The organism is Oxalobacteraceae bacterium OTU3CINTB1, from assembly GCA_024123955.1.
Lineage (GTDB): Bacteria > Pseudomonadota > Gammaproteobacteria > Burkholderiales > Burkholderiaceae_D > Rugamonas.
In genome coordinates this window covers 3,180,442-3,200,101 of sequence record CP099652.1, presented here as the reverse complement: position 1 = coordinate 3,200,101, position 19,660 = coordinate 3,180,442, and the positions used below count along the sequence as shown (strand labels likewise).

The 19,660-nt window shown below is 63.9% G+C and carries 14 protein-coding genes and 2 pseudogenes; 5 read left to right on the top strand and 11 right to left on the bottom strand.

Annotated features, from left to right (window positions below):
- Positions 1-3: 3 nt before the first annotated feature.
- The 5 genes from urtD to NHH73_14070 are packed head-to-tail and all read right to left on the bottom strand — an operon-like array spanning position 4 to position 5,974.
- Entirely contained in the window at positions 4-801 is a 798-nt protein-coding gene (urtD, locus tag NHH73_14090; protein ID USX29344.1) for an urea ABC transporter ATP-binding protein UrtD, read from the bottom strand.
- On the bottom strand, positions 798-1,916 hold the full coding sequence (gene urtC, locus NHH73_14085; protein ID USX29343.1) for an urea ABC transporter permease subunit UrtC: 1,119 nt from the start codon (positions 1,914-1,916) through the stop codon (positions 798-800). Before urtC ends, urtD begins: the two co-directional genes overlap by 4 nt.
- Positions 1,913-3,505, bottom strand: coding sequence for an urea ABC transporter permease subunit UrtB (gene urtB, locus NHH73_14080; GenBank protein ID USX29342.1), 1,593 nt, complete (start codon positions 3,503-3,505; stop codon positions 1,913-1,915). Before urtB ends, urtC begins: the two co-directional genes overlap by 4 nt.
- 51 nt (positions 3,506-3,556) lie before the next feature.
- Complete coding sequence (urtA, locus tag NHH73_14075; protein USX29341.1) at positions 3,557-4,813, bottom strand: urea ABC transporter substrate-binding protein; 1,257 nt, start codon at positions 4,811-4,813, stop codon at positions 3,557-3,559.
- Between the two features lie 24 nt (positions 4,814-4,837).
- Positions 4,838-5,974 carry a porin gene (locus NHH73_14070; GenBank protein ID USX29340.1) on the bottom strand — a complete coding sequence of 379 codons (1,137 nt, stop codon included), beginning with the start codon at positions 5,972-5,974 and terminating at the stop codon, positions 4,838-4,840.
- 165 nt (positions 5,975-6,139) lie between these two features.
- On the opposite strand from NHH73_14070, the gene NHH73_14065 reads away from it, so the two are divergent.
- Both NHH73_14065 and NHH73_14060 read left to right on the top strand, forming a co-directional pair.
- Entirely contained in the window at positions 6,140-6,367 is a 228-nt protein-coding gene (locus tag NHH73_14065) for a hypothetical protein (GenBank protein ID USX29339.1), read from the top strand.
- A 75-nt stretch (positions 6,368-6,442) separates the two neighbouring features.
- Positions 6,443-7,552: a DNA topoisomerase IB gene (locus NHH73_14060; GenBank protein ID USX29338.1), complete on the top strand. Its 1,110-nt coding sequence runs from the start codon at positions 6,443-6,445 to the stop codon at positions 7,550-7,552.
- Here the strand turns inward: NHH73_14060 and NHH73_14055 are convergent.
- Positions 7,538-8,437, bottom strand: coding sequence for a hypothetical protein (locus NHH73_14055; GenBank protein USX29337.1), 900 nt, complete (start codon positions 8,435-8,437; stop codon positions 7,538-7,540). The genes NHH73_14060 and NHH73_14055 overlap by 15 nt on opposite strands.
- Before the next feature lie 122 nt (positions 8,438-8,559).
- Here NHH73_14055 and NHH73_14050 point away from each other — a divergent pair, with 122 nt between their 5' ends.
- From NHH73_14050 to NHH73_14040, 3 genes and pseudogenes are all read left to right on the top strand, one after another.
- Positions 8,560-8,985 (top strand): hypothetical protein, encoded by a 426-nt coding sequence (locus NHH73_14050; protein ID USX29336.1) that lies wholly within the window; start codon positions 8,560-8,562, stop codon positions 8,983-8,985.
- Positions 8,986-9,226: 241 nt separating this feature from the next.
- Positions 9,227-9,664 (top strand): annotated as a pseudogene (locus NHH73_14045) (MCP four helix bundle domain-containing protein).
- A 291-nt stretch (positions 9,665-9,955) separates the two neighbouring features.
- Positions 9,956-10,726: pseudogene (locus NHH73_14040) on the top strand (methyl-accepting chemotaxis protein).
- 91 nt (positions 10,727-10,817) lie between these two features.
- Here NHH73_14040 and NHH73_14035 read toward each other — a convergent pair.
- The 5 genes from NHH73_14035 to smc form a co-directional block, all read right to left on the bottom strand.
- Positions 10,818-11,876 carry an AI-2E family transporter gene (locus NHH73_14035; GenBank protein ID USX29335.1) on the bottom strand — a complete coding sequence of 353 codons (1,059 nt, stop codon included), beginning with the start codon at positions 11,874-11,876 and terminating at the stop codon, positions 10,818-10,820.
- Between the two features lie 112 nt (positions 11,877-11,988).
- Positions 11,989-12,525 carry a peptide deformylase gene (def, locus tag NHH73_14030; GenBank protein ID USX29334.1) on the bottom strand — a complete coding sequence of 179 codons (537 nt, stop codon included), beginning with the start codon at positions 12,523-12,525 and terminating at the stop codon, positions 11,989-11,991.
- A gap of 18 nt (positions 12,526-12,543) precedes the next feature.
- Positions 12,544-14,889 (bottom strand): NAD-dependent DNA ligase LigA, encoded by a 2,346-nt coding sequence (gene ligA, locus NHH73_14025; protein ID USX29333.1) that lies wholly within the window; start codon positions 14,887-14,889, stop codon positions 12,544-12,546.
- Positions 14,890-14,903: 14 nt separating this feature from the next.
- Positions 14,904-16,124, bottom strand: coding sequence for a cell division protein (locus NHH73_14020; GenBank protein USX29332.1), 1,221 nt, complete (start codon positions 16,122-16,124; stop codon positions 14,904-14,906).
- Positions 16,121-19,648, bottom strand: a complete 3,528-nt coding sequence (gene smc / locus NHH73_14015) for a chromosome segregation protein SMC (GenBank protein ID USX29331.1) — start codon at positions 19,646-19,648, stop codon at positions 16,121-16,123. The genes NHH73_14020 and smc overlap by 4 nt, the downstream gene beginning before the upstream one ends.
- Positions 19,649-19,660: the final 12 nt, after the last annotated feature.

Here is a 19,660-nt window from a genome sequence, read left to right as displayed (position 1 = left end):
TCTTCAGCGTCCCAGATAGACTTCGATCACCCGCTCGTCGGACTGCACCTGCGCCATTGTTCCCTGCGCCAGCACCGAGCCCTCGTGCAGCACCGTCACCACGCCCTGCTGCGCGATCTCCGTCACGAACGCCATGTCATGCTCGACCACCATGATCGAATGCTTGCCGCGCAATTCGTTCAGCAGTTCCGCCGTGCGCGCCGTCTCGGCGTCCGACATGCCGGCCACCGGCTCGTCGAGCAAAATCAGCTGCGGCTCCTGCATCAGCAGCATGCCGATCTCCAGCCACTGCTTCTGGCCGTGCGACAGCAGGCCGGCCAAGCGCGCCTCGCTGCCGTGCAGGCGTATCAGCTTGAGGATCTCGTCGATCTTGCCGCGCTGCTCGGAGTTCAGCCGCGCGAATAACGTCGGCCGCACCCGCTTGTCGGTCTTCATCGCCAGTTCCAGGTTTTCGAACACCGTGTGCTGCTCGAAGATGGTCGGGCGCTGGAACTTGCGGCCGATGCCCGCGTGCGCGATCTGGTACTCGGTCATGCGGCTCAAATCCATCGTCTGGCCGAACCAGGCGGTGCCCGACGTCGGCCGCGTCTTGCCGGTAATGACATCCATCATGGTCGTTTTGCCGGCGCCATTGGGTCCGATGATGCATCGTAGCTCGCCGACCGAAATATCCAGGCTCAGTTTATTCAGCGCCCGGAAGCCGTCGAACGAGACAGTGATCTCCTCCAGGTACAGGATCGCGCCGTGCGTCGTATCCAGTCCCTGGCCTGCAACGCGGTCATAGCTCTCGTTTCCGCTCATGCCGCCTCCTCCTTGGCCTTGCCCGAACCGTTGCCCCAACGCGCCGCCAGACCGGCGATGCCCTGCGGCAGATAGCGCGTCACTAAAATAAATATTAACCCCAATGCGAACAACCACAGGTCCGGGAAGGCGCCGGTGAACCAGCTCTTCAAACCGTTGACCGAGAACGCGCCGATGATAGGACCGATCAGCGTGCCGCGCCCGCCGACGGCTGCCCAGATCACCATCTCGATCGAATTCGCCGGCGACATCTCGGACGGGTTGATGATGCCAACCTGCGGCACATACAAGGCGCCGGCGATCCCGCACAGCACCGCCGACAGGGTCCACACGAATAATTTGAACCACAGCGGGTTATACCCGATGAACATCAAGCGGGACTCCGAATCGCGCACCGCCTGCAGCACCCTTCCCAGCTTCGATTGCACGATCGCGCGGCATAGCAGCAGCGAGCCGGCCAGCACCGCCAGGGTCACCAGGTACAGGGTCGCCTTGGTGCCCGGCGCGCTGATCGCATACCCGAGGATGCGCTTGAAGTCCGTGAAGCCGTTGTTACCACCAAAACCGGTGTCGTTACGGAAGAACAGCAGCATGAAGGCATACGTCATCGCCTGTGTGATGATGGAGAAGTACACGCCCTTGATGCGCGAGCGGAAGGCGAAGAAGCCGAACACGAACGCCAGCACGCCGGGCACCAGCACCACCAGCGCCAGGCAGTACCAAAAGCTGTCGGTCGCGGTCCAGTACCATGGATAGGTTTTCCAGTCGAGGAAAACCATGAAGTCGGGCAGATCGCTTTGATACACGCCGTCCCTGCCGATGGCGCGCATCAGGTACATGCCGTGCGCATAGGCGCCCAGCGCGAAGAACACGCCGTGGCCCAGCGACAGGATGCCGGCGTAGCCCCACACCATGTCTAACGCCAGCGCGGCCAGCGCGTAGCACATGAATTTTCCGATCAGGCTGACCATGTAACTTGGCACGTGCAGCGCGTGGCCGTCCGGGAAAACCAGGTTTAGCAACGGCAGCGCCGCCAGCACCACGCAGGTCGCCACGATGCCGCTCCACGCCCGGCGCGAGAACAATGAACTTTGAACCGGCGAGTTATGAATCATTCAGCGCTCCTGCCTTTCATGGCGAACAGACCCTGCGGCCGCTTCTGGATAAAGATGATAATGAAGATCAGGATGGCGATCTTGGCCAGCACCGCGCCCGCCACCGGCTCGAGGAATTTGTTAGCCTCACCGAGGCCGATCGCGGCGATGATGGTGCCGGCCAGCTGACCCACGCCGCCCAGCACCACCACCATGAACGAATCGACGATGTAACCCTGGCCCAAATCCGGGCCAACGTTACCCAGCTGCGACAGCGCCACGCCACCAAGGCCGGCGATGCCGGAGCCCAGGCCGAAGGTCATCATGTCGATCTTGGCGGTCGAGACGCCGACGCAGCCGGCCATGCGGCGGTTCTGCATCACGGCGCGCACGAACAGGCCCAGTCGCGTCTTGTTCAGGATCAGCCACACGCCGGCCACCACGATCATGGCGAAGACGATGATGGCGATGCGGTTATAGGCCAGCACCAGGTTGCCGAGCACCGTCACGCCGCCCGACATCCACGATGGATTGGCAACTTCGACGTTTTGCGCGCCGAAGATGGTGCGCACGCCCTGCATCAATATCAGGCTGATGCCCCAGGTGGCCAGCAGCGTTTCCAGCGGACGGCCGTAGAGCCACCGGATCACCGTGCGCTCCATCGCCACACCCACCGCCGCCGTCACCAGAAAGGCGGCCGGCAGCGCGGCGATCAGGTAGGCGTCCACCGCCGACGGGAAATATTGGCGGAAGGCCGTCTGGCAAAGATAAGTGGTGTAGGCGCCGATCATCAGCAGCTCGCCGTGCGCCATATTGATGATGCCCATCAGGCCAAAAGTGATGGCCAGGCCCAAGGCCGTGAGCAGCAATACACTGCCCAGCGAGATACCGTAGAAGACATTACCGATAAATTCGGTGCGCGCCAGGCGGCTGTCGATGGCGGCCAGGGTGCGTGCGGCGGCGACGCGCACGCCTTCATCCGGTTCGGCCGGCGTGCCGTCGGCGTTTTTGTTCAGCATCACCTGCAGTGTCGGGCGCAGGTTGGCGTTGCTGCTGTCGGCCAGTGCCTCCACCGCCGCTTTGCGCTTGACGGCATCGGGCGATTGCAGGTTGGCGGTGGCCGCGACCAGTTGCAGCAAGGGGCGGATATCCGCGTCGGTTTCCTTGGCGAGCGCCTTGTCGATCAGCGGCGCCTGCGCCAGGGTCACGCTTTTTTGAAGCTCGGTGACGGCCGCCAGGCGTTCGGTGCGGTCGGGGGACAGGAGTTTGAGCGCCGACAGCGCGTCGTCGATGGCGCCGCGCAGCCGGTTGTTGATCATCAGGCCATCGATCCCCTCGGGCAGCGGCCCGGTGGCGCCGGTGGCAGGGTTGTAGGCCTTGTCGTCGGTGACGATCAGGACCTGGCCGTCCGGCGTCGCGTAGGCGTCGCCGTTTTTCATCGCCATCAGCAGGCGGGTGGCGTCGTCATTGGCCAGGGCGCCGATCCGGCCGACCGCCACGATGCGGGCGTCGGCGTCGTCGCCGGTTAATGGCGCCAGCAAGGCGCTGTCGATGGCCGCCTGTGCCGCCCCGGTGAGCAGCAGTGCGGCGATAAGCAGGAGTTTTTTCAAGATACGTCTTCCTCTAATGAAGCCGGCCGCCGGACGGCGGCCGGCTCCCGATTACAGCTTTTGCTTGCCCTCGTTACCCTGGATGTACGGGCTCCAAGGCTGCGCGCGCACCGGACCCGGCGTTTTCCATACGACGTTGAACTGGCCGTCGGCACGGATCTCGCCGATGAACACAGGCTTGTGCAGATGGTGGTTGGTCGCGTCCATCGTCAGGGTGAAGCCCGACGGCGCCTTGAAGGTCTGGCCGCCCATCGCCGCGATCACCTTGTCGGTATCGGTCGACTTGGCCTTCTCCACCGCCTGCGCCCACAAGTGGATGCCGACGTAGGTCGCTTCCATCGGGTCGTTGGTCACGACCGTTTTCGCGTTCGGCAGCTTCTTGGCGACGGCGTAGGCTTTCCACTTCTTGATGAAGTCCGTGTTCACTGGATTCTTCACCGATTCGAAGTAGTTCCATGCCGCCAGGTGGCCCAGAAGCGGCTTGGTGTCGACGCCGCGCAGTTCCTCCTCGCCCACCGAGAACGCCACCACCGGCACGTCGGTCGCCTTCAGGCCGGCGTTGCCCAGCTCTTTGTAGAACGGCACGTTGGAGTCGCCGTTGATGGTCGAGATCACCGCCGTCTTGCCGCCGGCCGAGAACTTCTTGATGTTGGCGACGATGGTCTGGTAGTCGGAATGGCCGAACGGGGTGTACACCTCGTCGATATCGCTATCTTTCACGCCTTTGCTTTTCAGGAAAGCGCGCAGGATCTTGTTGGTGGTGCGTGGATAAACGTAGTCGGTCCCCAGCAGCACGAAGCGCTTGGCGCCGCCGCCGTCCTTGCTCATCAGGTATTCGACGGCGGGAATCGCCTGCTGGTTCGGCGCCGCGCCGGTGTAGAAGACGTTCTTTTCCAGTTCTTCGCCCTCGTACTGCACCGGGTAGAACAACAGGCTATTCAACTCTTTGAAGACCGGCAGCACGGACTTGCGCGACACCGAGGTCCAGCAGCCGAAGACCGCGGCCACCTTGTTCTGGGCGATCAGGCCGCGCGCCTTTTCGGCGAACAGCGGCCAGTTGGAGGCCGGATCGACGACCACCGCCTCAAGCTGCTTGCCCATCACGCCGCCCTTGGCGTTGATCTCGTCGATGGTCATCAAGGCGACATCCTTGAGCGACGTCTCGGAAATGGCCATGGTGCCGGACAGCGAGTGCAGGATGCCGACCTTGATGGTGTCGGCGGCGTAAGCGTTGACACCGGCGGCCAGCAGGGACGTGGCGGCGGCGATGCGGCTGATGGTGCCGATGAAATTGCGACGATTTTGCATGTGATAACTCCGTGGGTGGCGAGATTAGTATTGCAGCTGCAAAGTGACCGAGAACTTGTCCTGGCTGGCCACGCTGGTGACCTTGGTCTTCGAGTAGAAGGCGCTGACCTGGGCGTTATAGCCGTCGATGACGTAATTCACGCCGGCGTCGAGCTGCTTGGTGTCGATGTTGGTATCGGCGGAGAATTTTTGCCAGTGCGCGAACGGCTGGACCTTGCCCCAGCCGACTTTCTGCTCGAAGATGTACGAGACGCCGGCCGAATAGGCCTTGCCCTGCTCCGCGAGGACGATATTGTCGGTGTCATAGTCGTAGTAGGCCGCTTCCACCGCCACCGCGCCGGAGCCCTTGATGCGCTTTTCCATCAGGAAGTCGACGTTGTAGGAGCTGTATTTGCCGCTCTTGGCGACGGTCAGGATGCCGTCCTTCTGATAGCGTCCCGCCACGCCGATCGACAGGATGTCGGCGTTGCCGAGGAAATTGCCGGTGCCGTAGTAGCCCGGTTCCGCGTCCCAGAAGTCGTACTGAAGGCGGCCCGCGTACATCAGCGAGTCGTCTGCCTTGACGCCGGCCGCCTTGGCCTGCGACTGCGTCAGCGAACCGATGCCGAAGGTGTGGCCCTCGAAGGCGCCGAAGGAGTAACCGAGCTTGCCGTCGGCGACCTTGCCCCAGACGACGACGCCGTCGTCGCGGCCGCGGAAGATGCCGCCGTTGTAGCCGTAGCGCGAGGCCACGCCGGCCCAGTAGCCGCCGCCCATCGAGTAGTAAGGACCGGCCATGTTGGCGCGGTCGCTCGGCGACAGCAGGCGGCCGGCCCAGATATTGAATTCGGGGGAGATGGCGAACTGGCCGGCGGCGTCCAGCACGCGGATCTTGTCGCCGTCCCACTCCGTGTTGAACATGCCCTTGATGTTCTTGTTCAGCGAGGCGCCGAAGTACAGGCGGCCGCTATCGAGGTTGAAGTCCTGCGAACGCCCGCTGCCGTTGGGCGCCGCGTCTTCCGCGCTGGTGAAGCTCTCGCGCAGGCCGAAGCCGACGCTGACCGACTTGTCGTCGCCCATGTTGATCGTCGCGCCGGCGCAAGCCGGGTTGGACATACCCGCTGCCACCGCCGCCACCGCCGCCGCCAGCAGCACATGCCGGCTTCCCCGTTTCAGACGCATCGTGTTTCCCCTTGGTTGGACTATTGTTGAACTAATGTTGCAACTTTAGCCAGCGGGGGCAAGGCGGGGAATACGTCGAATGACGTAGTGGTAAAGCCGGGACATGGTCGCAGACATGGCGATTTGGTGCACAATGTCGCTTTCAGATTTCAAGAAAGCCCCATCATGACCATCTTTGCCGCCCCCGTATTCGACGCCACCGTGATCTACGAAGGCAACGAACTGTTCAAAGGCCAGGGCGCGGCGCGCGGCTGGGCCGAGAAGCTGGCCAAGGAACTGGAGTGCGAGATCGGCGTCGAAAAGATCGGCACCGGCTGGGTATTGTGCGGCACCGTCGACGGCACGCCATGTAAGTGGAGCATCGTTGGCCAGCGCCTCAAACGCATGGATTAAACCGTGCGCTATCGCACATCATTGCCCTGTTTCAAGAGGTAGGATTATTTCCTAACCTGAGAGACGAGGACAGTAATGAAGCGCGATCACCCAGCGGCAAACACCCCGGCCGCGATACCCGCGACGGCCGACGCGGCGGCGGAAGCGTCGGCGGCGGCCAAATCGGCCGGCCTGCGTTATGTGCACGACGACCAGCCCGGCATCGCGCGCCGCAAGCGCGGCAAGACCTTCTACTATGTCGACGCAGATGGCGACAAGATCAAGGACGCCGACATGCTTGCGCGCATCAAGTCGCTGGTGATACCGCCGGCCTGGACTGACGTCTGGATCTGCAAGCAGCCGCTGGGCCACCTGCAAGCGACGGGACGCGACGCGCGCGGCCGCAAGCAGTACCGCTACCACCCGCGCTGGCGGTCTGTGCGCGACGAGTCCAAGTACGAGCGCATGCTCAAATTCGGCAAGGCGCTGCCGGCCATCCGCAAGGCCGTCGACGCCGCGCTCAAGCTGCCGGGCCTGCCGCGTGAAAAGGTGCTCGCCACCATCGTCTACCTACTGGAAGCGACGATGATGCGCATCGGGAACGAGGAATACGCGCGCGAGAACAAATCGTTCGGCCTGACCACCTTGCGCGACCGCCACGTGCGGCTCGACGGCACCAAGGTCGAATTCCGCTTCCGGGGCAAGAGCGGCGTCAACCACACCGTGCAGGTGCAGGACCGGCGCCTGGCCAACACCATCCGCCGCACCCTGGACCTGCCGGGCCAGGAGCTGTTCCAGTACGTCGACGACGACGGCAACCCGCACACGGTGGGCTCGGCCGACGTCAACGAATATTTGCAATCGATCGCCGGCGAGGACTATACCGCCAAGGACTTCCGCACCTGGTCGGGCACGGTGCTGGCGGCGGTGGCGCTGCTGGAGTATGAAAAGTACGACTCCGAGGCGCAGGCCAAGAAGAACATCGTGCAGGCCATCGAATCGGTGGCCAAAAAGCTCGGCAACACGCCGACCATCTGCCGCAAATGCTATGTGCATCCGGCGGTAATTGAGTCGTATCTCGACGGCACGATGCTGACGGCGCTGCGCCAGCGCGCCAAGGAAGAGTTGAAGGAAGACCTGCACGCGCTGCGTCCAGAGGAAGCGGCCGTGCTGGCCTTGTTGCAGCAGCGGCTACAGGCCGCTTGAGGATGGCCGGTCCGACAGGCGCCAGCGCTGCGACAGGAAGTCGAGCGTGATCACGCGGTCGCCAAACGGACGCATACCTAATACGCCGAGCGTGTCGGCAGGTGGCCGGAAGCCTTCGTCGATGCAGTATGAGACGTTCGCTTGCGGGACCGATGCGCCGCCGACCTCGAAGCCGCCGTCGAGCATCGTCTCGTAACAAGGCAGTTGCCGGCCCCAACTCGGTACCGAAAATGCCCTGACCTTCGGCCCCGCTTCCGGCGGCAAACCACCGGACAGGTCGTCCCACTGCTGGCGCGTGAGAGCCGCCAGGTCAAAACGCGCCGACCCGGTGTCCAGCACCGCGTAGCCGGTCTTGCCGCCAGGACGTTTGAGTTCCACCAGCGGCGGGCCGCCGCCCTCGGCCAAGCGCGTGTAGCGGAATGGCCTGGCCGCCGGCTCGTCGGCCAGCCTGGCAGACGCCGCGAACGCGAAGCGCGCGCGGCCCAGGTCCAGCGTCAGCGTGCCGTGCTCGAAAAAGGCGCTGCCTACGGTGGCGATGGTCCCCGCCGAACAATTTTCCGCTGTCAGCGGTTCGAGGTTGGCCGCTTGCGCGGAAACGGACTTGCGGATGCCGGCCAGTTCGATCAGCGCCGGCTGGGCAGAAGCAGCGGGCTGCTGCGGCTGTACCGCCGGCGACTGTCGGGTCCAAATCAACTCCTGGCCGACGGCGGTGTCGAGCTGCACCCGGCAATCGACACCGTTGACCTTCACCGGCAACAACATCGCCACCCGTTCGACGGGACCGCCGCCGATGCTGGCCATATACCAACGGAACGGATGCCAATCGGCCGCGTGGGCCGCGCATGGCAAGGAACATGCGAGCAGCACTGCAAATATCGAACGCATAGAAAAATCGGTTATTGGCGGGAGGAAAATCTTAACATATCGGCCACATGCCGGGTTGTGCGATGGTCGCGTTGCACCCGCCTTCGGAGTAGAATCGAACTCCCTTTGTCGCGAGTCCGTCCATGCCTTCTGCCCTGCCATTTCCCATCCGCAAAGAGTGCCCGCCCGGCGCCTGCGAATGCCGGCATGGCGAGCTGCTGGACGCATGGGAGCGCGACGGCCAGACCGACATTCGCGTGTTGCGGCTGACGCGTGAAGAGGAAAAAGCGCTGATCGCCCGCATCGAAGCGATCGACAGCTACGAAGCGCTGGGCCGCATCGAGCAGCGCATGCAGGAACTGCTGGGCATCCGGTTGACGATCACGCCCAGCGCCAACGGCGTGCGCACCGTTATGGGTTTGCAGATCAAGCTTGCCGACCAACCCGGCCTGTGCCGCCGCACCCGCGAAAACATTCCCGCCGCGATACGCCGTTGTTTCGGCCAGCATCCCGAGATCATCTACGCGCTGCTGAACGCACGCGACCTGCTGGCCGCCGAACAGGACTGACGCACATCCTGGTCGGGGATGCCGCCCGACGGCCGGTCCAGCCGGACCAGGCTGTTCCCCCAACGCCAAATATTTTACCCGCAAGCAATAATAAACCGGCTGTGTTACAGTCATAAATTGCCGTGCGACAATAATAACAGTCGTTATCCATACAACAACTGCAACAGAGGACATCATGAAGTTCAAGGGAATGAAGATCGGCACGCGTCTGGCGATGGGCTTTGGCGCCGTGTTCGTGCTGATGATAGCCCTTACCGGCTTGGGCATCGGCCGCGTGTCGAGCATCGACCGCATGCTCACCCATATCAGCGACGTCAACAACGTCAAACAGCGCTACGCCATTAATTTCCGTGGCAGCGTGCACGACCGTTCGATCGCCGCACGAGACGTCGTCCTGTCCGCCAACCCGGCCGCCTTGCAGATCGAACTCGACAAAATCGCCACGTTGGCTGACGCCTACACGAAGTCGGCCACGCCGCTCGACCAGATTTTCGCCACCGCCGCTGACCTGACGACCGAGGAGCGCGCGGCGCTGGCCGGCATCAAGGCCAGCGAGACCCGCACCGTGGCCCTGTTGAACCAGGTGATCGCGCTGCGCAAAGCCGACAATATCGCCGAGGCCACCACCGTATTGCAGACCAAGGCGGCGCCGGCGTTCGTCGATTGGCTGGCCTCGATCAACACCATGATCGATCTGGAAGAAAAAATGAGCCGGGAGGAAGCGGCGCAGGCACGCCACGTCGCTTCCAGCTTCTTCGTCTTCATGGTGGTGCTGTGCGCCATCGCCATCGTGGTGGGCATGTTCGCGGCCTGGCGCATCAGCCGCGGCCTGCTGCGCGAACTGGGCGGCGAACCGTCCTACGCGGCCGACATCGTCGGCAGCATCGCGGCCGGCAACCTGGCCGTCGTCATCGACACCAAGGCCGGCGACCACGGCAGCCTGCTGCATGCGATGCGCGTCATGCGCGACAGCCTGGTCGACATCATCGGCCAGGTGCGCGCCGGCAGCAAGACCATCGCGCAGGCCTCCGCCGAGATCGCGGCGGGCAACCTGGACCTGTCCGGCCGCACCGAGCAGCAGGCCGGCACGCTTGAAGAAACCGCCTCGTCGATGGAAGAGTTAACCGGTACCGTAAAGAAAAACGCCGAACACGCGCGCCAGGCCAACCAGTTGGCGCTGTCGGCATCGCGGGTGGCCGTCAAGGGCGGCGACGTGGTGGCCGAAGTGGTCACAACGATGAGCTCGATCAACGACTCGTCGAAGCGCATCGTCGACATCATCGGCGTCATCGACGGTATCGCCTTCCAGACCAACATCCTCGCGCTCAACGCCGCCGTCGAAGCGGCGCGGGCCGGCGAACAGGGTCGCGGCTTCGCGGTTGTCGCAAGCGAGGTGCGTAACCTGGCGCAACGCTCGGCGGCCGCCGCCAAGGAAATCAAAACGCTGATCGGCGACTCGGTCGACAAGATCGACACCGGCACCAAACTGGTCAACGAAGCCGGCGCGACGATGCTCGACATCGTCGACAGCGTCAAGCGTGTCACCGACATCATGAGCGAGATCTCGGCCGCCAGCGCGGAGCAGACCTCCGGCATCGAGCAGGTCAACGTGGCGATCGGCACGATGGACGCGGTGACGCAGCAAAACGCGGCGCTGGTCGAGCAGGCGGCAGCGGCCGCCGACGCGCTGGAAACGCAAGCCGCCAATCTGGCGCGCGTTGTCGGCGTGTTCAGGCTGGACGACCGGGAAGCGCCTGCTCCGCGTAAGGCGTATTCGCGACCGACGCTTCGGGGTCAAGTCTGACATTCGGACACGCGCTCTTGCGTAGGCCTCACTCGGGATGAAACTCGGGGGCGGTGGCGAACAGGTCCCAGGCGGCGATGAACAGCGCGGCGATCACCGGGCCGATGACGAAGCCGTTCAGCCCGAACAAGGCCATACCGCCCACCGTCGACAGCAACACCACGTAATCGGGCATCTTGGTGTCCTGGCCGACCAGCACCGGACGCAGGAAATTGTCGACCAGGCCGATGACGAACACGCCGAAGGCAGCCAGGGTGGCGCCCTGCCACACGTCCCCTGTCGCCAGGAAGTAAATCGCGACAGGCGCCCAGACGATCGCCGCGCCGATGGCCGGCAGCAACGACAGGAAGGCCATCAATACGCCCCACAACACCGGCGCGCGCACGTCGAGGAACCAGAAGATGAGCCCGCCGAGGGCGCCTTGCGCGATCGCGACCAGGATGTTGCCCTTGACGGTGGCGCGGATCACGGTGGTGAAATTCTGGAACAGGCGTTGCTTGTATTTCGGACTCAGCGGCACGGCCGACCTGATCTTCTTCGACAGTTTGTCGCCGTCGCGCAGCAGGAAGAACAGCAAGTACAGCAAAATACACAGGCTGGTCAGGAAGTCGACCGTGTACAGGCCGGCGTTGATGGCGCGCGTGGCGACCTCCTGGCTGACCTGCGAGGCCGCTTCGGTAAGCTTGTCCTGCAGATAGGCCAGGCTGGTCAGGTGGAAGCGGTCAAGCAGGCTGATCAACCAGTTCGGCAACGCGGCCATGAGCTTGTTGAAGTACATGCCGACCGAAATGTCGCCCGAGCGCACCAGTTCCACCACCGAGGCGGCCTGGTTGACGATCGATATCGAAACGAGTGTGAGCGGCAGGATGACGATCACGATGATCAACAGCAGCGTCAGAAGCGCGGCGAGGCCGGATTTGTTGCGCGTGCGCTGGAGCAGCCAGCGGTAGATCGGCGCGAACAGGATCGCCAGCACGATGCCCCAGAAAATGGCGCCGCCGTAAGGGGCGAGTATCCAGACGAAGGCAATGGTGACCAAGCCCAGCAGGGCCAGGAATATTTTTTGTTGGAACGAGAATTGTGGCATGTTTATAGTTATTTGAATGATGATCTAGTTTCATATCATAGGCGAAGCCGCACTACGCCCGCGTACGCCACCTAACAATCGCCGCAGCGGCGCCGCCGGACAACAACACTCGTCAATCGTCGTCGTTGGGATCGAGGTCCGGGAACATCACCTCGGTGAAGCCGAATTTGGAGAAATCGGTGATGCGCATCGGGTACAGCATGCCGAGCAGATGGTCGACTTCATGCTGCACCACGCGCGCGTGAAAACCGTCGACGTCGCGCGAGATCGGCTGGTTGAATTGGTCCACGCCCTCGTAGCGCAGTTTGGTCCATCGCGGCACGCTGCCGCGCAGCCCCGGCACCGAGAGGCAGCCCTCGAAACCCTCTTCCTTTTCGTCCGACAGCGGCGTCAGGACGGGATTGATCAGCACCGTTTCCGGCACCTGCGGCGCGTCCGGATAACGCGGATTTTGCTTGAAGCCGTAGATCACCAGCTGCAGGTTGACGCCGATCTGCGGCGCCGCCAGGCCGGCGCCATTGGCCGCGTGCATGGTGTCGAACATGTCGGCGATCAGCTGGTTCATCTCCGGCGTGCCGAATTCGGTCACCGGTTCTGCCACGCGCAGCAGGCGCGGGTCGCCCATCTTCAGGATTTCACGTACGGTCATCTCGCCACCCTTCTTTCTTTATTTCGCCAGCAGTTGCTGCAGGCCCGCCTCGTCGAGGATGGTCACTTCCAGCTCCTGCGCCTTGGCCAGCTTGCTGCCGGCATCGGCGCCCGCGACCAGATAGTGCGTCTTCTTCGACACCGAACCGGAAACCTTGCCACCCTGCGCCTCGATCATCGCGGCCGCCTCGTCGCGGCTCAGGTTCGGCAAGGTCCCGGTCAGCACGAAGGTCTTGCCGGTCAGCGGGCCTTCGGCGGCTTCCTCCGGCAATTGCGCCAGCAGGTCCTCACGCAACTGGTGCAGCGAGGCGACCAGTTCGCGGTTGCCCGGTTCGGCCATCCATTCCGTCAGCGATTCTCCGACGGCAGCCGGGAGCCCGAACACGGTGAAGATCGGCAGATTGGACATCGCCTTCAGGTTCATGCCCTGATCGACCAGCTGCTTGCTGCGCGGCTCGGTCAGTTTCGGGATCCCCAGCGCCGCCATCAGCTTGACGGTGTCGAGCTTCTCGCGCAGCTTGGCGCTGGGCGGATGCTCGCCTTTCGGCGTCACGCCGGCGGCCAGCAAGGCGTCGATGGCTTCCTGGTTTTTCGGCTCGGCGAAGAATTCGGCGATCGACAGCGCCACCGTGCCGCCGATGTCGGGCAGCACGCGCAGCAGCGCGGCCGGCACGCGGCGTATCAGGTCGAAGCGTCCCAGCCACTCGGCCAGGGTCTTGGCGGTGGATTCGCCGACGTGGCGGATGCCGAGCGCGAACAGCAGCCGTTCCAGCGGCGGATTTTTGCTGGCGGCGATGGCCTCCAGCAGATTGTCGGCCCACTTGGTGGCGATCTTGCCCTTGGCGACAGTCTCGGGGGTCGCTTTTGTCACACCTGCATCACGCTCGTCGGCCAGGCGCTTCATCTCCAGCAGGTCGTCGAGCTTAAGCGAGTAGAGGTCGGCCACGCGCTGCACCTTGCCCCATTCAACCAGGCTGTCGATGTAGCGGTCGCCCAGTCCTTCGATGTCCATCATCTTGCGGCCGGCGAAGTGGCGGATCGCCTCCTTGCGCTGGGCGGAGCAGAACAAACCGCCGGAGCAGCGGGCGATGGCCTCGCCCTCTTCCCGCACCACATGCGAGCCGCACACCGGGCAGGTTTTAGGCAGTTCGTACATCGCCGGTTCCGGCGTTGGACGGCGCTCCAGCACCACGGCCAGCACTTCCGGAATGACGTCGCCGGCGCGGCGCACGATCACCGTGTCGCCGACGCGCACGTCCTTGCGGCGCACTTCATCTTCGTTATGCAGCGTCGCGTTGGTGACGTTGACGCCACCAACGAACACGGACGCCAGCCGCGCCACCGGCGTGATGGCGCCGGTGCGGCCGACCTGCACTTCGATCGCCTGCACGGTGGTCAGCGCCTCTTCGGCCGGGAACTTGTGCGCCAGCGCGAAACGCGGCGCGCGCGAGACGAAGCCCAGGGTGCGCTGGTCCTGCAGCAGATTGGTTTTGTAGACCACGCCGTCGATCTCGTACGGCATGGTCGGACGGGCTTCGCCGATCTGCTTGTAATACTTCATCAGGCCTTCGTAGCCGCGCACCACCGCGCCTTCTTTGGCGACCGGCAGGCCCATCGTGCGGTACCACTCCAGCAGCGCGGAATGGGACGGCGGCATGTCGGCGCCATCGAGCATGCCGATCCCGTAGCAGAAGAAACTGAGCTTGCGCGCGGAGGTGATGCGCGAATCGAGCTGGCGCAGGCTGCCCGCCGCCGCGTTGCGCGGGTTGACGAACTCCTTCTGCCCCGCTTCGCGCTGGCGCGCGTTCATGGCGTCGAAATCGGCTTTGAACATCAGCACCTCGCCGCGCACGTCGAGGACGGCGGGCGGATTGGACGTTTTGAGGCGCAGCGGAATGGTGCGGATGGTGCGGATATTGGCCGTCACGTCCTCGCCGGTGTAGCCGTCGCCGCGCGTGGCCGCTTGCACCAGTATGCCGTTCTCGTAGCGCAGGTTGATGGCCAGTCCGTCGTATTTGACTTCGGCCGCGTATTCCACGGCGCCAGCCGCGTCCAGGCCCTCGCGCACGCGGCGGTCGAAGTTTTCGACATCCTCGTCGGCGAAGCCATTATTCAGCGACAGCATCGGCACCGAATGCGTGACCTGGTCGAACTGCGGCAGCGGCGCCGCGCCCACGCGCCTGGTCGGCGAGTCGGCCAGCGCCAACTCGGGGTGCTCGAGCTCCAGCGCCTGCAACTCCATGAACAACTTGTCGTACTCCGCGTCCGGGATGGTGGGCGCGTCCTCCACATGATAGGCGTGCAGGTGCCGGTTCAGCTCAGCGCTCAGCGATTCTATACGCGCCTTGTAATCCACTTCAGTCATTGCTACTTCCAGAATCAGCTAAACAAACGCAGTGCGCGGGTGGAACCGGCCGGAATATCGGCCTCGTTCATCTCGGTGTAGAAGTCCTGTACCTGCGTGGCGATCTCGCCCAGCGCGGCATCGGTCAGCGGCTGGTTGTAATCGTCGACGATGGTTCCGTCCAGGCGTCCCACCAGCGATTTGGCGCAGGCCACCATGGCGCCGAAGCCGTCGCGCGCCGGCGCCACGCATGGCACGTCCAGCAGCAACGTCAAACGCGAAGTGGTTTCCTCGGCCAGCGTGACGTTGGTCGACAGCGAGAACAGGAAGCCGCCGTCGCCGTCCGGCATGACGAAACGGCCGTCCGGACGCACGTCGAAGCCCTGCTTTTCCAGCGCGCCGATGAGGGTCGAAATGGCCCACGGCGCGCCGTTCGATTGCAGGTTGACGCCCAGCTGCGCGTCATGGCCGGCGACGAAGCGGTGCAGATTGCGCGCCTCGGCCATCACTTCGATCATGTCCGGAATTTCCGGCTCGGCGCCGATTTCGTCGGCCATGGCGCGCAGGCGCGTCACCAGTTCCGAGTATTCCAGTTCGTTCAGCGCGGTGCTGCGGCTGGCCAGTTGCACGCCGCCTTGCAGCTTGGTGTAGACGCCGCCGTGGACGATCGGTTCCCAGTCGCCGCTGACGGCCAGGCCGATGTAGTGCACCGGCTTGTTGCCGACCATGCGCAGGGTTTGCAGCACCGGCAGCAGCTTGTCGCCACGCGCCGCGCCTTCCAGCGCCAGCGGCAGCAGGCAGTCGATCAATGGGTCGACCAGCGCCGTGGCTTGTTCGGCGGCGGCCGCCGATGCCGCGTTGGCGCGCGCGATCATGGCCGCTTCTGCCGCCTCGGTCGACGAGGACGGATCGATAGGGTCGGTGCTGAAGTCGCCGCCGACGGCGCCCAGCGACGCGGCGACGGCAGCCTCGGAGCCCGCCGCAACGCCCGGCGCGGGCGTTGCGCCGTCGAGCGAGAAGCTCGGTTCCTGGCGCGTGCCGCCGACCGGGTCGACGCGCGGTTCCAGACGCGGCTCGGGACGCGCCGCGGCGGGCGAAGGCGCCTCGCCGGTGCGCATCAGCACATCGTCATGATCGGTCGCGAAGGCGCGTTCGACGCTCTTCTTGGCCTTGTATTCCTGGATTTTGTTGTAGGTGAAGACACCGGCGACGAATACGCCGGCGATCCCGATCAAACTCATTTGAAGGTCTGTCATGCTGCTTGTGCCTCTGAAGCGAAATTGGCGGCGGATTGCATATCCACCGCCACGATGCGCGATACGCCCTGCTCCTGCATCGTCACACCGATTAGTTGATTGGCCATCTCCATCGCAATCTTATTGTGCGAGATGAAGAGGAATTGGGTATGGTCGGACATCCGTTTGACCATCCGGCAGAATCGTTCGGTATTGGCGTCGTCCAGCGGTGCGTCGACCTCGTCGAGCAGGCAAAACGGCGCCGGGTTAAGTCGGAACATGGAGAACACCAGCGCCGTCGCCGTCAGCGCTTTTTCGCCGCCGGACAGCAGGTGGATGGTGGCGTTCTTTTTACCCGGCGGCTGCGCCATGACCTGCACGCCGGAGTCGAGGATTTCGTCGCCGGTCATGATCAACTTGGCCTGGCCGCCGCCGAACAGGATCGGGAACAGCTCGGAGAAGTGACCGTTGACGCGGTCGAAAGTGTCCTGCAGCAGATCGCGCGTTTCCTTGTCGATCCGGGCGATGGCGTCTTGCAGCGTGTTGATCGCCTCGTTCAAGTCGGCGTTCTGCGAATCGAGGAAGTTCTTGCGCTCGGACGCCGTCGCCAGTTCGTCCAGCGCCGCCAGGTTGACCGCGCCCAGCATCGAGATGGCGTTGGTCAGGCGCGTCACCTCGCCCTGCAAATACGACGCCTTCATATCCGGATGCAGCTTCTCCGCTAGCGTCGCCTCGTCGGCCTGCACCTCGGCCAGCTGCGCGGCGAACTGCTCCTGGTTCAGGCGCGCGGCCTGCTCCTTGAGCTGCATTTCCATGATCTTGTCGCGTTGCGGTTGCAGCGCGCGCTCGGTCGACATGCGCCCTTCCTCGAACTGGCGCAGCTGCTGCGTGATCTGGTCCAGTTCATGGCGCGCGTCCGACAGTGCCTTCTCCTGATCGGTGCGGCGGTCCAGCAGGTCCTGCAGGCCGTCGTTGGCGGAACCGGATTCCATCGTCGCCAGTTCATGCTGGCCCGCCTCCAGGCTTTGCGTCACCTGCGCCACCTGCGCGGTCGCGGTGGCGATCGAGCGGCGCAATTCCTCGATCTTGTTGCGCTGGGATTTTTCCGCGAACTGCGCCTCCTGCGCGGCGCGCTCCAGATCGCGCAAGGCTTCGCGGGCGTCGGCCAGGCGCTGTTCCTTTTCCAGGAAGACGGTCTGGCCGTCCTCGTGGTCGCCCTGCAGGTTGCCGAGCTCCATATCGAGCTGCTCGAACTTTTCCTCGGACTCCATCTTGATGTGGGTCTGTTCTTCCTCCTGCGCGGCGATTTCGGCGAGGTCGGTTTCGATCTGGTTGCTGCGCTGGTTGAAGCGCGCCTCGATCTCCGACAGCTTGACGACATCGAGCTGCAAGGTGTGCACCGATTGCTGCAGGCTTTGCAGCTTGGCGCGGTATTCGGTCAGGCGGCGCGTGTGTTCCGACAGCGCCGCCTCGGCGCGCACCGAACGGGCCCGCGCTTCGTCGGCCAGCATCTGCTGCGCGCGCAGCTGCTTGGTGATGTTCTCGATTTCCTGCTGCCGTCCCAGCATGCCGTCCTGCTCCGAGTCGGCCGCGTAGAAGCGCACGCTGTTCTGGGTGACGACGTGGCCCTGGCGGGTGACGAAGTAGCCGCCGGCCGGCAACCTGGCGCGTTCGGCGAAGGCTTCGGCCGCGTCCTCGGCGTGGTAGGCGTTGTGCAGCCAGTCCTGCAGCAGGCCGCGCAGCGACGGGTCGTTGAGTTTGAGCAGATTCAGGAACGGCTTCAGGCCCGGCGCTTCCACCGGCGCCGGCGGCACCGCCGTCGACGGCGCGAACAACGCCAGCTTGGCCGGCGGCGCGTCGCCGAAGAAGGCCTTGGCCCATTCGATGTTCGACATTTGTAGCGCCGAGGTGCGCTCGCGCAGCACCGATTCCAGCGCCGTCTCCCAACCGGATTCGATATTCAGTTTTTGCCACAGGCGCGGCAGCGAATCCAGCTCGTGCTTTTGCAGCCACGGCGTCACCTTGCCCTGGGTCTGCACGCGTTCCTGCAACTGGCGCAGCGCGTTCAGGCGCGCTTCCAGTTGGGCGTTGGCGGCGGTTTCGCTATTGACCTGCTGCTGCGCGGCCTGGCGTTCCTCTTCAAGGCGCGGCTGCTGCTCCAGCGCCTCCTCCAGCAGGAAGCTTTGTTCCTCCAGCGCCTGCTGCTTTTCCTCCAGCTGCATGCGCATATTGGTCAGGTGCGCGCTGTCCGGCAGACTCAGACCGCTCTTTTCCTGCTGCAGGCGCTCGCGACGCACGGCGAGGCCGTTAAGGATGTTGTTGGCGTTGCGCTGGTGCGCCGATTCCAGTTCCAGCTGCTGCTGCGCCTGCATGATGCGGGCGCGCGATTCGGTGCTCCTGGTCTGCGCCTCGCGCCAGGCCTGCTCCAGCGTCGGCAACGACTCGCCTTTTTGCTCGGCCATCATCTGCGATTGTTCGACCTTGGCCGACAGTTCTTCCAGCGTGAATTCGGCTTCCTCAATCTGGCCGCCGTATTCGGTGGCCTGGTTCTGCCACTGGTCGCGCTGCGCGGTCAGCGCCGCCAGCTGCGATTGCAGGCGGCCGCGCGATTCGATGACGAACTTGATCTGCGCTTCCAGGCTGCCGATTTCGGCGTTGGTCTGATACAGGCTGCCCTGCGCCGTGTGCAGGCGGTCGCCGGCGGCAAAATGCGCCTGGCGCATGTGCTCCAGGGTCGCCTCGACGTTGCGCAGCTTCGCGGTCTGTTCTTCCAGATCGTTTTGCGCCTGCTCCACCTCGCGGAAGTACTTTTTCTGCTCGTTCTCGGCTTCGACCTTGCGCAGCAGCCAAAGCAGCTTTTGCTTCTCTTCCTGGTCCGATTGCAGCTGGTGGAATTTGGTCGCGACGGCGGCCTGCCCTTCCAGTTTTTCCAGATTCGAATTCAGCTCCCGCAGGATATCTTCAACGCGCAGTAGGTTTTCACGGGTATCGTGCAGACGGTTCTCGGTTTCCCGGCGGCGTTCCTTGTACTTGGAAACGCCCGCAGCCTCCTCGAGGAACACGCGCAATTCTTCGGGACGCGATTCGATGATACGGCTGATCATGCCCTGGCCGATGATGGCGTAGGCGCGCGGACCGAGGCCGGTGCCGAGGAAGATGTCCTGGATGTCGCGCCGGCGCACCGGCTGGCCGTTGATGTAATAAGTAGAGGTGCCGTCGCGCGTCAAGGTGCGCTTGACGGCGATCTCCGCATACTGGCCCCATTGGCCGGCGGCCTTGCCGTCGTTGTTGTCGAAGACCAGTTCGACGGAAGCCCGCCCGGCCGGCTTGCGATGCGTCGAGCCGTTGAAAATGACGTCCTGCATCGATTCGCCGCGCAATTCCGAGGCCTTCGATTCCCCCAGCACCCAACGCACGGCATCGATGATATTCGACTTGCCGCAACCATTCGGTCCCACCACGCCAACCAGCTGGCCCGGCACCTGGAAATTGGTGGGATCAACGAAAGACTTGAATCCCGACAATTTAATGGAAGATAGACGCACGTGATTATCTGG

Coding starts and splice junctions, on each gene's coding strand:
- NHH73_14060 (USX29338.1), top strand. CDS start 6,443: ATGAAGCGCGATCACCCAGCGGCAAACACCCCGGCCGCGATACCCGCG.
- urtC (USX29343.1), bottom strand. CDS start 1,916: ATGATTCATAACTCGCCGGTTCAAAGTTCATTGTTCTCGCGCCGGGCG.
- NHH73_14050 (USX29336.1), top strand. CDS start 8,560: ATGCCTTCTGCCCTGCCATTTCCCATCCGCAAAGAGTGCCCGCCCGGC.
- def (USX29334.1), bottom strand. CDS start 12,525: ATGACCGTACGTGAAATCCTGAAGATGGGCGACCCGCGCCTGCTGCGC.
- NHH73_14035 (USX29335.1), bottom strand. CDS start 11,876: ATGCCACAATTCTCGTTCCAACAAAAAATATTCCTGGCCCTGCTGGGC.
- NHH73_14065 (USX29339.1), top strand. CDS start 6,140: ATGACCATCTTTGCCGCCCCCGTATTCGACGCCACCGTGATCTACGAA.
- urtA (USX29341.1), bottom strand. CDS start 4,813: ATGCAAAATCGTCGCAATTTCATCGGCACCATCAGCCGCATCGCCGCC.
- NHH73_14020 (USX29332.1), bottom strand. CDS start 16,124: ATGACAGACCTTCAAATGAGTTTGATCGGGATCGCCGGCGTATTCGTC.
- NHH73_14055 (USX29337.1), bottom strand. CDS start 8,437: ATGCGTTCGATATTTGCAGTGCTGCTCGCATGTTCCTTGCCATGCGCG.
- NHH73_14070 (USX29340.1), bottom strand. CDS start 5,974: ATGCGTCTGAAACGGGGAAGCCGGCATGTGCTGCTGGCGGCGGCGGTG.
- ligA (USX29333.1), bottom strand. CDS start 14,889: ATGACTGAAGTGGATTACAAGGCGCGTATAGAATCGCTGAGCGCTGAG.
- urtD (USX29344.1), bottom strand. CDS start 801: ATGAGCGGAAACGAGAGCTATGACCGCGTTGCAGGCCAGGGACTGGAT.